Source organism: Mycetohabitans endofungorum (assembly GCF_037477895.1).
Lineage (GTDB): Bacteria > Pseudomonadota > Gammaproteobacteria > Burkholderiales > Burkholderiaceae > Mycetohabitans.
On the sequence record NZ_CP132744.1, the window covers coordinates 355,233 to 368,608 of the forward strand.

The 13,376-nt window shown below is 63.5% G+C and carries 15 protein-coding genes; 10 read left to right on the top strand and 5 right to left on the bottom strand.

The features are described from left to right. The first annotated feature begins 154 nt into the window (after window positions 1-154). The 5 genes from gshA (at window position 155) to ptsP (ending at window position 5,397) form a co-directional block, all read left to right on the top strand. Window positions 155-1,444 carry a glutamate--cysteine ligase gene (gene gshA / locus RA167_RS01525; protein ID WP_076786006.1) on the top strand — a complete coding sequence of 430 codons (1,290 nt, stop codon included), beginning with the start codon at window positions 155-157 and terminating at the stop codon, window positions 1,442-1,444. Between the two features lie 72 nt (window positions 1,445-1,516). Further along, window positions 1,517-2,467: a glutathione synthase gene (gene gshB / locus RA167_RS01530; RefSeq protein ID WP_076786007.1), complete on the top strand. Its 951-nt coding sequence runs from the start codon at window positions 1,517-1,519 to the stop codon at window positions 2,465-2,467. Window positions 2,468-2,538: 71 nt separating this feature from the next. Then, window positions 2,539-3,057: a PTS sugar transporter subunit IIA gene (locus tag RA167_RS01535; RefSeq protein ID WP_076787633.1), complete on the top strand. Its 519-nt coding sequence runs from the start codon at window positions 2,539-2,541 to the stop codon at window positions 3,055-3,057. Between the two features lie 76 nt (window positions 3,058-3,133). Continuing rightward, a complete protein-coding gene (locus RA167_RS01540; protein ID WP_076787634.1) occupies window positions 3,134-3,403 on the top strand; it encodes an HPr family phosphocarrier protein in 270 nt (89 codons plus the stop codon). A 248-nt stretch (window positions 3,404-3,651) separates the two neighbouring features. Next, window positions 3,652-5,397 carry a phosphoenolpyruvate--protein phosphotransferase gene (ptsP, locus tag RA167_RS01545; RefSeq protein WP_076787636.1) on the top strand — a complete coding sequence of 582 codons (1,746 nt, stop codon included), beginning with the start codon at window positions 3,652-3,654 and terminating at the stop codon, window positions 5,395-5,397. A 12-nt stretch (window positions 5,398-5,409) separates the two neighbouring features. Here ptsP and RA167_RS01550 read toward each other — a convergent pair whose 3' ends face one another. From RA167_RS01550 to gpmA, 3 genes are all read right to left on the bottom strand, one after another. Beyond that, complete coding sequence (locus RA167_RS01550; protein WP_076786008.1) at window positions 5,410-6,183, bottom strand: HesA/MoeB/ThiF family protein; 774 nt, start codon at window positions 6,181-6,183, stop codon at window positions 5,410-5,412. A 101-nt stretch (window positions 6,184-6,284) separates the two neighbouring features. After that, on the bottom strand, window positions 6,285-7,859 hold the full coding sequence (locus tag RA167_RS01555; RefSeq protein WP_076786009.1) for a S41 family peptidase: 1,575 nt from the start codon (window positions 7,857-7,859) through the stop codon (window positions 6,285-6,287). A gap of 113 nt (window positions 7,860-7,972) precedes the next feature. Next, window positions 7,973-8,719 (bottom strand): 2,3-diphosphoglycerate-dependent phosphoglycerate mutase, encoded by a 747-nt coding sequence (gene gpmA, locus RA167_RS01560; protein ID WP_076786010.1) that lies wholly within the window; start codon window positions 8,717-8,719, stop codon window positions 7,973-7,975. Window positions 8,720-8,842: 123 nt separating this feature from the next. Between gpmA and RA167_RS01565 the strand changes: the two genes are divergently transcribed. The 5 genes from RA167_RS01565 to RA167_RS01585 all read left to right on the top strand — a co-directional run bounded on the left by RA167_RS01565 (window position 8,843) and on the right by RA167_RS01585 (window position 11,844). Beyond that, on the top strand, window positions 8,843-9,265 hold the full coding sequence (locus RA167_RS01565) for a rhodanese-like domain-containing protein (RefSeq protein WP_076787638.1): 423 nt from the start codon (window positions 8,843-8,845) through the stop codon (window positions 9,263-9,265). After that, window positions 9,262-9,522, top strand: a complete 261-nt coding sequence (grxC, locus tag RA167_RS01570; RefSeq protein WP_076786011.1) for a glutaredoxin 3 — start codon at window positions 9,262-9,264, stop codon at window positions 9,520-9,522. Before RA167_RS01565 ends, grxC begins: the two co-directional genes overlap by 4 nt. Window positions 9,523-9,671: 149 nt before the next feature. Further along, complete coding sequence (gene secB, locus RA167_RS01575) at window positions 9,672-10,157, top strand: protein-export chaperone SecB (protein WP_076786012.1); 486 nt, start codon at window positions 9,672-9,674, stop codon at window positions 10,155-10,157. Between the two features lie 91 nt (window positions 10,158-10,248). After that, window positions 10,249-11,253 carry an NAD(P)H-dependent glycerol-3-phosphate dehydrogenase gene (locus tag RA167_RS01580; protein WP_076786013.1) on the top strand — a complete coding sequence of 335 codons (1,005 nt, stop codon included), beginning with the start codon at window positions 10,249-10,251 and terminating at the stop codon, window positions 11,251-11,253. 57 nt (window positions 11,254-11,310) lie between these two features. Next, window positions 11,311-11,844 carry an O-acetyl-ADP-ribose deacetylase gene (locus tag RA167_RS01585; protein WP_076786014.1) on the top strand — a complete coding sequence of 178 codons (534 nt, stop codon included), beginning with the start codon at window positions 11,311-11,313 and terminating at the stop codon, window positions 11,842-11,844. Between the two features lie 29 nt (window positions 11,845-11,873). Here the strand turns inward: RA167_RS01585 and trmL are convergent, their stop codons facing one another. Then, complete coding sequence (gene trmL, locus RA167_RS01590; protein WP_076786015.1) at window positions 11,874-12,344, bottom strand: tRNA (uridine(34)/cytosine(34)/5-carboxymethylaminomethyluridine(34)-2'-O)-methyltransferase TrmL; 471 nt, start codon at window positions 12,342-12,344, stop codon at window positions 11,874-11,876. A gap of 76 nt (window positions 12,345-12,420) precedes the next feature. Beyond that, window positions 12,421-13,329 carry a ComF family protein gene (locus tag RA167_RS01595; protein WP_083706021.1) on the bottom strand — a complete coding sequence of 303 codons (909 nt, stop codon included), beginning with the start codon at window positions 13,327-13,329 and terminating at the stop codon, window positions 12,421-12,423. Window positions 13,330-13,376: the final 47 nt, after the last annotated feature.

Genomic DNA, 13,376 nt, shown 5'->3' on the forward strand with positions numbered 1-13,376 from the left:
GGGCCGCATCGAATGGTAGCCACTCTGCCGTCAGAGCGGGTAGGGGCGGTGCGCGGCGATGCTGACGCGGACCTTGCAACGAGGCAAAACACCCCCATTTGGAAGAAGCAACCCTCTACAATTGCTTTTTTGAGCCTGTAAGCCTCGAGTTTCTATGGTTCCGCACCTCGTCACCGCGCTCAATGGTCCACTGCTCGACTTGGAGCGGCGGATTCTGGACGCCACGCCCGCGATTGAGCGCTGGTTCCGCCTCGAATGGCAGGAGCACACGCCACCGTTCTATTGCTCGGTGGACCTGCGCAATGCCGGCTTCAAGCTTGCGCCGGTCGATACGAACCTGTTTCCGGGCGGTTTCAACAACCTGCCCCTCGAAGTGCTGCCACTCGCCGTGCAAGCCGCGATGGCGGCCATCGAGAAGATCTGCCCGGACGCGAAGAATCTGCTGCTGATCCCGGAGCGCCATACGCGCAACGCGTTCTACCTGGACAACCTGGCGCGGCTCGTCACGATTATGCGCCAAGCGGGTCTGAACGTGCGGCTGGGCACGCTGGACGAAACCGTCACCGAGCCTGTTACGCTGCCGTTGCCTGACGGTCAGGCTCTGGTGGTCGAGCCGCTGGAGCGCTCGGCACGCCGTCTCGGGCTGAAGAACTTCGATCCCTGCTCGATCTTGTTGAACAACGACTTGTCGGCTGGGGTCCCGCCTGTGCTGGAGAACCTGCACGAGCAGTTTCTGCTGCCGCCGCTGCATGCCGGATGGGCGGTGCGGCGCAAATCGAACCACTTCGGCTGCTACGATGAGGTGGCTAAGAAGTTCTCCAAGTTCATTGGCGTCGACCCGTGGATGCTTAATCCATACTTCACTCGCGTGTCGGACATCGATTTCACCGAGCGCTTGCATGACGAGGCGCTGGCCGACGCGGTCGATGCGGTGCTGAAGAAGGTAGCGAAGAAGTACCGCGAGTACGGGATCAAGGATCGGCCGTACGTGGTGATCAAGGCCGATGCTGGCACCTATGGGATGGGCTTGCTGACCGTGCACGACGCATCGGAGCTTGCCGGGTTGAACAAGCGAGAGCGCAACCGGATGGCGGTCGTCAAGGAAGGGCTGCAGGTGCACGACGTCATTGTCCAGGAAGGCGTGCAGACGTTCGAGCACGTGAACGAGGCGGTGGCCGAGCCGGTCGTCTATATGATCGATCGCTACGTGGTCGGCGGCTTCTACCGCGTCCATGCGGGTCGTGCGCCGAATCAGAACCTGAACGCGCCGGGCATGCACTTCGTGCCGCTGGCCTTTGAGCATACGGCGCTGCCGGACGTGCACGCCAAGCCCGGTGCCGCGCCGCCCAATCGCTTCTATATGTACGGTGTTGTTGCTCGCCTGGCACTGCTGGCTGCATCGGTCGAATTGGAGAAGACCGATCCCGAGGCGATCCTGGTGTGACCCGCTGGCGCACGCGGGCTTCCACTGCGCGATAATGCACGCTGGATAGCCGCTTTGCGCCGGAACGACCCAATGGACATTCTCTTTATTGCCGACCCGTTGTCGCAGTTCAAGATCTATAAGGACACGACGTACGCGATGATGACGGAGGCCGCGCGCCGCGGCCATGCGCTTTATGCGTGTGAGCCGCGGCACCTCGCGTATGCGGGCGGCGGCGTCGAGGCCACGGTACGGCGTTTCTCGATTGTTGGCGATCACACGAACCCGGGTCAGTGGTACGACGCGGAACTCCCGGAGAATCGCGGCCTGGGCACATTCGGTGCGGTGTTGATGCGCAAGGACCCGCCGTTCGACATGGAGTATGTGACATCGACCTGGCTGTTGGAGATCGCCGAGCAGCACGGCGCGCGCATTTTCAACAAGCCGCGAGCGATCCGCGACCACTCCGAGAAGATGGCGATCGGCGAGTTCGCGCGGTTCACCGCGCCCACACTAGTCACGCGCGACGCGGCACGGCTGCGGGCATTCCACGGCGAGCACCGCGACGTGATCTTCAAGCCATTGGATGGCATGGGTGGCACGGGCGTGTTCCGGATACGCGAGGACGGCATGAACCTGGGCTCGACAATCGAGATGCTCAGCGACCATGGCGCGCGCACCGTGATGGCGCAGCGGTATATCCCGCAGATTAAGGACGGCGACAAGCGGATCCTGTTGATTGGCGGGGAGCCGGTACCTTATTCGCTGGCGCGGATCCCGCAGGGCACCGAGATCCGCGGCAACCTGGCCGCTGGTGGGGTAGGCTGCGCGCAGCCGCTGGCGCCGCATGACCGCGAGATTGCCGCCGCGCTCGGCCCGGTGCTGGCCGAGCGCGGCCTGCTGCTAGTGGGCTTGGATGTGATCGGCGATTGGCTCACGGAGGTCAACGTGACGAGCCCGACATGTTTTCGCGAGATCACCGAGCAAACGGGGTTCAATGTCGCGTCGATGTTCGTCGACGCGCTAGAGCGCGCGGTTGGCTGACACGGGACCGAGACGATCTGCGCCAGCCTGATAAACTATTGAAGTTCATGGCGATTTTGACGCAGGCTGACATGGCTGGCATCTTGATCATTGCCCACGTGCCACTGGCATCGGCGTTGCGCGATTGTGTCGCGCATTTCTACGGCAGTTTGCCACCGCGCATCGGCGTGCTGGACGTGACACCGGACTGCGATCCGGTCGCGGCGCTGGCCGACGCGCACGCGCAGCTACAGCAGGTGACCGAGCACAATGGTGCACTGGTATTGACTGATATGTTCGGGGCGACACCGGCCAACATTGCGGCGCAATTGGCGGCATTGCCGCACGTGCGGGTGGTGGCGGGTGCCAATCTGCCGATGTTGGTGCGTGCGGTGTGCTATCGGACGCTGCCGATCGACACGTTGGCGGACAAGGCACTGCAAGGCGGAGCCAAGGGCATCCACGGCGTCGTGCCGGGCACGCCTGCCACAGCGGCGTGCCTGCCGTGCGCCGAAATGGCGTCGGCGGCCCACGGGACTGCGTTGCCGCCGTGCAGCGCCGATCTGCCCGCGGATCCCGCGACGAGTATGCCGTGCGGCCCGACGGGCTGAGCGGCAGGCGCGCGTGCCGCATCGAGCCTGCGTGCGCCCGATGCAGGCTTTCCATCGTTTCAATCCCAACCAGAACATGATTCAAAAAGAAGCAACGATCGTTAATAAATTAGGGCTCCATGCACGGGCATCGGCCAAGCTGACGCAACTCGCTGGCAGCTTTCGGTGCGAGATCTGGATGGCGCGCAACGGCCGACGGATCAACGCAAAGAGCATCATGGGGGTCATGATGCTCGCGGCAGGTATCGGCAGCACGATCACCATCGAGACCGAGGGTCCCGACGAGCAGGCGGCGATGGATGCGATCCTCGCGCTGATCGCGGACAAGTTCGGCGAAGGTCAGTAACGCCAAACAATCGGTGCTGGCGGCCAGGTAGTGTCAACGCGTGCCGCGATCCCTACTGCGACATCGCGGCGCATTGCCCGATACTGCATCGCGGGCTGCGGCCAAACAGGGCAGAACCTATAATGGGCGTGACGGTCTGAGGCTGCGTCAGACATTGGCCGGGCAGACATGATGGCGCCCAGCGCGGGTTGGTTGACCACGCGCGTCCGATGCCCCCAATTGCCCAAACACAACTAGAGGAGGTGCGCGTGTCGTTCACGCTGCATGGAATCCCTGTATCTCGAGGCATCGCGATCGGCCGCGCGTACCTGATTGCGCCTGCCGCGCTGGACGTTGCCCATTATTTAGTCGAGCCCGACCATGTCGAGGCCGAGGTGGCCCGCTTCGTCGCGGCGCAGCAGGCTGTCCACGACGAACTCGATACGTTGCGAGCCGAGCTGCCGGCGGATGCGCCCAGCGAGATGGGCGCGTTCCTCAACGTCCACACACTGATCCTGCACGACGAGATGCTGGTCGAGGCGGTAATCGAACTGATCCGCGTGCGGCGCTACAACGCCGAATGGGCGCTCACCGAGCAGCTGGAGCGCCTGGCCAAGCACTTTGACGACATCGACGACGAGTACCTGCGCGAGCGCAAGGCAGACCTGGAGCAGGTCGTCGAGCGCGTGCTTAAGGCGTTGGCCGGATCACCGGCGACCGCCGTGATGGCCAACGGCGCGCGGTGCGGCATCGATGAGATGATTGTGGTCGCGCACGATATTGCACCGGCCGACATGCTGCAATTCAAGACGCAGACGTTTCGCGGGTTTGTCACGGACCTGGGCGGGCGCACGTCGCATACTGCAATCGTCGCGCGCAGCCTGGGCATCCCGGCGGCGGTGGGCATGCAGCACGCAAGCTCGCTAATTCGGCAGGACGACATGATCATCGTCGATGGCGAGCGTGGCGTGGTGATCGTCGACCCGGCGCCGATCGTGCTGGAGGAGTATACATACCGACAAAGCGAAAAGCTGCTTGAGCAACGCAAGCTGCAGCGGCTGAAGTTTTCGCCGACGCAGACCGTATGCGGCACAAAGATCGATCTGCTGGCAAATATCGAGCTGCCGGACGATGCACGCGCCGCGCTGGACGCCGGCGCAGTCGGCGTCGGGCTGTTCCGCACCGAATTTCTGTTCATGAACCCGCGTGGCGAGTTGCCGGAAGAGGAACAGCAATTCGACGCGTATCGACGCGTCGTGCAGACGATGAACGGCTTGCCGGTGACGATCCGCACAATCGACGTTGGCGCCGACAAACCGCTCGATTCGCGCGACGAATTCGAGACAGCGCCCAACCCGGCGCTTGGATTGCGTGCGATCCGCTGGAGCTTGTCTGAGCCGCAGATGTTTCTCACGCAGTTGCGGGCCATCCTGCGTGCCTCGGCGTTTGGGCCCGTGAAGATTCTCGTGCCGATGCTCGCCCATGCGTGCGAGATCGACCAGACGCTGGACTTGATCGCGCAGGCCAAGCACCAGCTCGACGATGCGGGCCTGGCATACGATCCGAACGTGCGGGTCGGCGCGATGATTGAGATCCCGGCTGCCGTGATCGCGCTACCTCTGTTCCTGAAGCGCCTCGACTTCCTGTCGATCGGCACCAACGACCTGATTCAATACACATTGGCGATTGATCGCGCGGACAATGCGGTCGCGCATTTATATGACCCGCTGCATCCCGCGGTACTGCAACTGATCGGCATGACACTGCGCGAAACCAGGCGAGCCGGCGTGCCGGTGTCGGTGTGCGGGGAAATGGCCGGCGATCCGGCGCTGACGCGGCTGCTGCTCGGGATGGGGCTGACCGAGTTCTCGATGCATCCGAGCCAGTTGTTGCTGGTCAAGCAGGAGGTGCTGCGCGCGCAATTGAAAAGTCTGGAAAAGCCGGTCGAGGACGTCCTGGCGTCATACGAGCCGGAAGAAATCCAGGCAGCGCTCGACCGGTTGCTGCAAGCGTAACGCGGCGGCGTGCTACGGCGCGGTGTCAGCGCCGCGATGCGGCACGCCACACACCAGGCAATCGGCCTGGCGGCCGATACGCATCGTCTGCCAGTCCATCGTCATCGCGTCGAGCATCATCAGCCGTCCGACCAGCGTACGCCCGATCCCGGCGATCACGCGCAGCGCTTCGGCCGCTTGCATCGCGCCGATGATGCCCACCAACGGGGAGAACACGCCCATCGTCGAGCATGCGACTTCATCGAACGGCTGGTCTGGCGCGAACACGCACGCATAGCAGGGTGAAGTCGGATCGCGCGCATCGAACGTACTGATCTGCCCGTCAAAGCGCAACGCCGCGCCGGATACCAGCGGCACGCGATGCCGGACGCATGCGCGATTCACTGCATGACGGGTCGCGAAATTGTCGCTGCAATCGAGCACGACGTCGGCGTGCAGCACCCATTGCTGCAGCAGTGCATCGTCCGCGCGCGCGCGGATCGCGTTCACGCGTACGTCGGGATTGATGCGGGCGAGCGTTGCACGTCCCGAGGCGACCTTGGCCTGTCCGATGGTGTCGCTCGAATGCAGAATCTGTCGTTGCAGGTTGGTCAGATCGACGGTGTCGGCATCGACCAGCGTCAGCGTGCCAACGCCCGCTGCACCGAGGTACATCGCAGCCGGCGAACCGAGGCCGCCGGCCCCGATAACCAACACGTGCGCGTCCAGAAAGCGCTGCTGTGCCTCAATACCGATTTCGTCGAGTAGGATGTGGCGCGAATAGCGCAGCAGTTGGTCGTCGTTCATTGCAGCATTCGTCGGAGTTCATGCGCGGCGTGTCGGCAACATCACCGCCGACACGCCGCCGCCGGCGTGTGCGATGTCGGCCGACAATGCGCGCCTGGTGTCTAGCGTGGCGCGGACGCGCCGGCGGGCGCCAATGCCGGGACATGGTCAGTACTCGGCACCGCAGGTAGCGCGGGCTTCACCGCGATCGGCGCGGACGCGGAGCGGGGCGGCTTATTTTCGGCCATCTTGCGCTCGGTCAGCGACTTGGAGACTTGCACCGGTTCGCCCTTGAGCTGGTGCATCGCCTGCTGCAGCATGAAGTCATCGCTGCTACCGAACTCGATCGGTGGACGGCTGCGTTCCTTCTCGCGCTGTTCCTGCGTCTTCTTCGAATTCTGCTCCTCAAGCTGACGCAATTGGTCGAGCCGGTTCTGCTCGCGCTTTTCCTGCTCGGCCTTCTCGTTCGGGTCCTGCGTGTTGGCCAGGTGATTCGAATAATCGACCTCGCGCGTGACCAGGGCATCGTCCGGATCGCCGTCCGCGAACTGGTCGACCGGGATGTCGGGACGAATACCCTTATTCTGGATCGAACGGCCGCTCGGCGTATAGTAGTACGCGGTCGTCAGGCGCAGTGCAGTGTCGGCGGTCATCGGGCGCACCGTCTGCACCGACCCCTTGCCGAACGTGGTCTTGCCCATGATCAGCGCGCGATGCTGGTCCTGCAGTGCGCCGGAGACAATTTCGGAGGCCGACGCCGAGTACGCGTTGACCAGCACCACCATCGGCACCGTCTTGTAAATCGCGGGCAGGTTCTTTAGCGGGTCGCTGTCGAAGGTCGACAACCGATAGTTGTCGAACGTGTCGCGATAGGTTTGCTTGGCATCGGCGATTTGGCCATTGGTCGACACGACCACCGAATCCGGCGGCAGAAATACGCCGGCCACGCCGACCGCGCTTTGCAGCAGGCCACCACCGTTGTTGCGCAAGTCCAGGATCAGGCCCTTGAGCTGCGGTTGCTGGTGTGCGATATCAGTGAGCTTAGCCGCCAGGTCCGGCACGGTGCGCTCTTGGAAGCTTGTAATTCGCACCCACGCATAGCCCGGTTGCACAATCTTTGTCTTCACGCTCTGGACTTTGATCACCGCGCGAGTGACGGTGATCGGGAACGTGCGCTCGTCGCTCTTGCGATAGATGGTCAACGTGACCTTCGTACCCGGCTCGCCGCGCATCTGCTTAACCGCCCGGTCCAGCGTCATGCCGCGCACCGGCTTGTCGTTGACCCGCGTAATCAGGTCGCCCGGGCGGATGCCGGCGCGAAACGCCGGCGTATCCTCGATCGGCGAGATGACCTTCACCAGGCCGTCCTCCTGCGAGATTTCGATGCCCAGCCCCGCGAAGCGCCCCTTGGTCTGTTCCTGTAATTCCTGATAATCAGTCTTGTCCAGGTACGATGAGTGCGGATCCAGGCTTGACACCATGCCTTTGATCGCCGCGGTCAACAGCTTCTTGTCATCGACTGGCTCGACGTACTCGTGCTTAATTTGGCCGAATACCTCGGCGAACAGCCGCAACTGATCTAGCGGCAGTGGCGCGGTTGTGCTGGTCGCGGCGGACGCCGAAAATTGGAGCGTGGCGAACATGCCGGTCGCGAGGCCGGCGGCGATCAGACCTGCGTTCTTCAGAGTCTTGCGCATAAAGTAAACAGTTGCGGTGGCGTGTTATGACGCGCGGCAGCGCCCGGCGGGCGCTCATCGGAGAGCAAGTATAACCGCCGTTGGACAGGCCACTGGCGGCACGGTTCGGAAAATTAGGCAGCCTTACCCTGGTTCGCGACCGCGGCCTGCGCGTTGGCGATCGCCGCTGCGTCACCTAGATAATAGTGCTTGATGGGTTTGAGTGCTTCGTTCAACTCGTAGACGAGCGGCACGCCGTTCGGGATGTTCAGCCCGACGATATCGATATCCGAGATGTCGTCCAGGTATTTGACCAGTGCGCGGATCGAGTTGCCATGCGCGGCAATTAGCACGTTGCGGCCCGACTTGATGGCCGGCGCGATCGATTCGTTCCAGATCGGCAGCACGCGCGCGACCGTGTCCTTCAAGCATTCCGTGAGCGGCAGCGACTCGCGCGGCACCTTGGCGTAGCGCGGGTCATTGTACGACGTGCGCGGATCGGACGGCTCGAGCGCCGGCGGTGGCGTATCGTAGCTGCGCCGCCATATCAGCACCTGTTCGTCACCGTACTGCGCTGCCGTTTCAGCCTTGTTCAGCCCGGACAGCGCGCCGTAGTGCCGCTCGTTCAGGCGCCACGAGTGCACGACGGGGATATACATGAGATCCATTTCATCCTGCACGTGCCACAGCGTGCGGATGGCGCGCTTGAGCACGGACGTATACGCGATGTCGAACGTGTAGCCGGCCTGCTTGAGCAGCACGCCGGCGTGCCGCGCTTGGGCCGCGCCTTTGTCAGTGAGGTCGACGTCGACCCAGCCAGTGAAGCGGTTTTCCTTGTTCCACGTCGATTCGCCGTGGCGGATGAGGACGAGCTTGTACATGTCAATGTGAACGGTAGTCAGGAAGCGGTAGGCCGCCGGCGCACGCCGATCCAACGGCGCACGTTAGCGCATCATACGGATATTTTATAATGTTGGATTGTCTTCTTTGTGCGAATGCCATCCGTGAAATTTTTCACCGAGCCAGCTAACCTTGTATTGATCGCCATTGCCCTCATTTCCGGAGGACTGCTGCTGTGGCCGGTCATCACGCGGCGCGACCGCGGCCTGTCCGCCGCGGACGCCACGCAACTGATCAACCGCCGTAATGCGGTCGTCATCGACTTGCGCGATGCCGATGAATTCGCGCAGGGCCACTTGCCGCAGGCGCGTCATCTGCCGTTCGACGAGTTGAAGAGTAAAGTTGCGCAGGTGGCCAAAAACAAGAACACGCCAGTGCTGCTAGTCTGCCAAAACGGCGGGCATTCGACCAGGGCGCAGCATGTGCTGAAGGAAGCCGGTTACGCGGAAGTGTTCATGCTGCAAGGCGGCGTCAACGCGTGGCAGCAGTCCGGCATGCCGGTCGTCAAGCAAGGAGCGGCGAAATGAACAAGGTGGTCATGTATAGCACCCAGGTCTGTCCGTATTGCCAGATGGCTGAGCGGCTGTTGAAGTCGCGCGGTGTCGAGCACATCGAGAAAGTGCTAATCGATCGCGATCCTGAACGTCGGGCGGAAATGATGGAGCGCACCGGCCGGCGTACAGTGCCGCAAGTCTTTATCGGCCAGACCCACGTCGGCGGCTACGATGACCTGTCCGCGCTCGACCGTGCCGGCGGGCTGATGCCGCTGCTCGAGGCAGTTTGACGCTCGTCTGATTGACACCTTTGCCGACGCTCCCGCGGCGTCGGCAAGCCGTTATACGCGCGCCCCGGTCTCGCTTGGGCCGCGCCATTCGCGCGGCGTGCAGCGGCTCGATGCCGGGCGCACCCGCCCCTTTCACCGAAGGAAAGTCCATGTCCGACCAGCAGAACAACCAGCCGTTCTTTAACATCCAGCGCATTTACTTAAAGGATTTGTCGCTCGAGCAGCCGAATTCGCCAGCAATCTTCTTGGAGCAGGAGATGCCCGGCGTTGAAGTCGAAGTCGACGTTAAGGCGGAGCGGCTTGCTGACGGCGTGTTCGAGGTGATCGTGACGGGCACCGTGACGGCGAAGGTCGCCACCAAGGTTGCCTTCCTGATCGAGGCCAAGCAAGCTGGTATCTTCGACATACGCAACATTCCGAACGAGCAGATCGATCCGCTGATCGGCATCGCCTGCCCGACGATTATTTTTCCGTACCTGCGCTCAAACGTCGCCGATGCGATCACCCGTGCCGGCTTCCCACCGATCCACTTGGCCGAAATCAACTTTCAGGCGCTGTACGAGCAGCGGCTGGCGCAGGTCAATAACCAGCCAGGCAACGGCGCGGCCAACGAAGGCTCCGCGACCACGCACTGAGCGCGGCGCAGATGATCGACGCACGGCCGATCGCTGTGGCGCCGAGTATCTGGACGGACTGCAACGAGGTTGCTGATGCGAGGTACCGGAAATGAAAGTTGCCGTACTCGGCGCCGGTGCGTGGGGCACTGCGCTGGCTAGTCACCTCGCGCAGCGCCATGACACGCTGTTGTGGGCCCGCGATCCGGCTCTCCTAGCCGACCTTGCTGCCGCGCGCGAGAATCGCCGCTATCTGCCAGGCATTGCGTTGGACCCCGCGCTGCGCTACGAGTCCGACCTGGGGAGCGCGCTGCAACATGCGCTTGCGGACGATGCGCTGTGCGTGCTTGGCACACCGGTCGCGGGGCTGGCCGACGCCTGCACCGCGATGCGCAATGCGGGCCACGTGCCGTCACACCTTGTTTGGTTGTGTAAGGGCTTCGATGTGGGCACGATGCATTTGCCGCATCAGCTCGTTGCCGATGTGCTAGGCGCGCACCCGAGTTGCGGCGCGCTGTCTGGCCCGAGCTTCGCGCGGGAAGTGGCCCAGGGCCTGCCTGTCGCGTTGACCGTCGCCAGCGCGAGCGCCGAATGCCGGCGGCGCACCGTCGATGCATTCCATCATGGCTCGATGCGCGTCTATACTGGAGACGATGTCGTCGGCGTCGAAGTGGGCGGTGCGGTCAAGAACGTGCTGGCAGTCGCCACCGGCATTGCCGACGGGCTCGGGCTCGGCCTGAACGCACGTGCTGCGCTGATCACGCGCGGGCTGGCGGAAATGACGCGATTCGGCGTCGCGCTCGGTGGACGGTACGATACCTTTACCGGTCTGACCGGGTTGGGTGATCTGATCCTGACCGCGACCGGCGATCTGTCGCGCAACCGCACCGTGGGTTTCCAACTGGCGGCTGGACGCGCGCTGGATGAGATCTTGGCCGCGTTGGGGCATGTCGCCGAAGGGGTGCGATGCGCGCGCGCGGTATTGGCCATTGCGCGTCAGCATGGAATCGAGATGCCGATTACCGAAGCCGTCTGCGGCGTGCTGTTTGACGGCGTGGCGCCCCGCGCCGCAGTCGGTGCGCTGTTGCGGCGGGATGTGAAGGCCGAGACGAACTGAACGGGGGCGGTCGAGTCGAGGTGTTCGTTTGCCGGGCACGGCATGTAGGAGGTCATCATGCAGTCAGCCCAACTGTTGATCGGCGGTTGTGTGCTTCGAGCGCGGCAAGCCGATATCACGACCCTAAAGGTTGACGCGATCGTCAACGCGGCTAATACGTCACTGCACGGTGGGGGCGGGGTCGATGGCGCGATTCACCGCGCGGCCGGTCCTGAGTTGCTTGAGGCGTGCCGGGCACTCGGCGGCTGCCGCACCGGCGATGCCAGGATCACTGGCGCGTACCGGTTGCCGGCGCGGTATGTGATCCACGCGGTTGGCCCCGTCTGGCACGACGGCGAGCACGGTGAACCCGACTTGCTGGCCGGTTGCTACCGCCGCGTGCTGGAATTGGCGCACGAGTCCCAGTGCCGCAGCATCGCGTTTCCGGCAATCAGTTGCGGAGTTTTCCATTTTCCGGCGCCGCAGGCCGTAAAGATCGCCGTATCGACCGTGATTGACACGTTGCGCGCCGTTCCGGCGCTCGAGCACGTGATCTTTGCGTGCTTCGATGCGGCCATGCTACGGCTTTACGAGGCGGAACTCGCGCGCTAAGAGATAACTGGCGACGACTATCGCGCCGTTCAGGCGCCGCCCTCGAAGCCATGTTGCCGCCACGCCTCGAATACCACGATGGCCACCGTATTGGACAGGTTTAGGCTGCGGCTGCCGACGCGCATCGGCAGGCGTACACGCTGGTCGGCGGCAAAGTGCTGCAGCACTGTGTCGCACAGGCCTCGCGTTTCGGCGCCGAATACAAACCAATCGCCGGGATGGAACGCGCGGTTTCCGAACATCGACGAGCCTCGGGTCGTGAATGCGAACATCCGGGCTGGGTCGGGCTGCTCTGTGGCGAGCAGTGTGTTCCAGTCTCGGTGTACGCGCATCTGCGCGTATTCGTGATAATCGAGACCGGCGCGGCGCATCTTCGCGTCGTCCAGTGGAAAGCCCAGCGGCTCGACCAGGTGCAGCGTGGCGCCAGTATTCGCGCAGAGGCGAATGATGTTGCCGGTGTTCGGCGGAATCTCGGGTTCGACTAGAACGACGTTGAACATGGAATGAGTCAATGAGGTGGCTGGCGTGGGTGTTGCCGGACGAGTGCCGGTCGTGATCGTGGCCGCCCGGGGCGGATTATGCGCGCGGCGTGCGCAGCGCGACGAAATTGGTGACGCGTCGCGCGCCAGCATCCTTGAGCATTCGCGCGAGCGTATCGAGCGTCGCCCCGGATGTCATCACGTCGTCGACAATGCCCACGTGTTGGCCGCGGACCGTCTTGCGCAGCGCGAATGCGCCAGCCAGGTTCGCGCGCCGGGCGGTTGCACCGAGCAGCGCTTGTTGCCCGGTGTCGCGCACACGCACGACGGCGCGCGGATCGGCGCGCACGCCGAGGCGCCGGGCGAGCGCACGTGCGATCTCCCAAGCCTGGTTGTAGCCGCGCGCTGAGAGCCTCGGCGCTGAAAGTGGCACGGCGATCAACACGTCGGGCAACTCAGGCAGGTCTTGCGACGCGAGTGCCAGCCGGCGCGCGAAATCGCGCCCAAGCTCGATACGGGAGCGAAATTTCAAGTCGGCCACCAACTGGTCGAGCGGCGGCGCATAATCGGCAAGCGTCACGGTGGCGTCGAACGCCGGTCGTGCCTGTACGCAAAACGAGCATTGCGTTGCAACATTGCGTGGCAGTGGCAGTGGCAGTGGCAGTGGCAGTGGCAGTGGCAGTGCGCAGCGCGGGCAGCGCAGCCGTGTTTCATTCCAGTAAATTTCATCGCAGGCGTTGCACAGTACATCGTGCGACAAATTGCCACAGAGCGCGCACTGCGTTGGTAATGCAGTGCGCCAAGCGCTGCGACATAAGCCGCGCAGCGTGGCTACCCAGCGGCGCTGCCCACGGCCGGTGCGCGGCGCGACGGGGGCGCGGCCTGGGTGGGCGATGCGCACCGCCGCCGCAGCGGGCCACCCGTGGCCCTGCTGTCGGCCACTGCTGTGATCGTTGACGGATATACTGTCGCGGGCTGGTGTGGGCAACGGGGTAGACTGCTTCATCAAGAAATGGAAAGGGATACTGGCTCAGGGCGGTCGAACGAGTATAC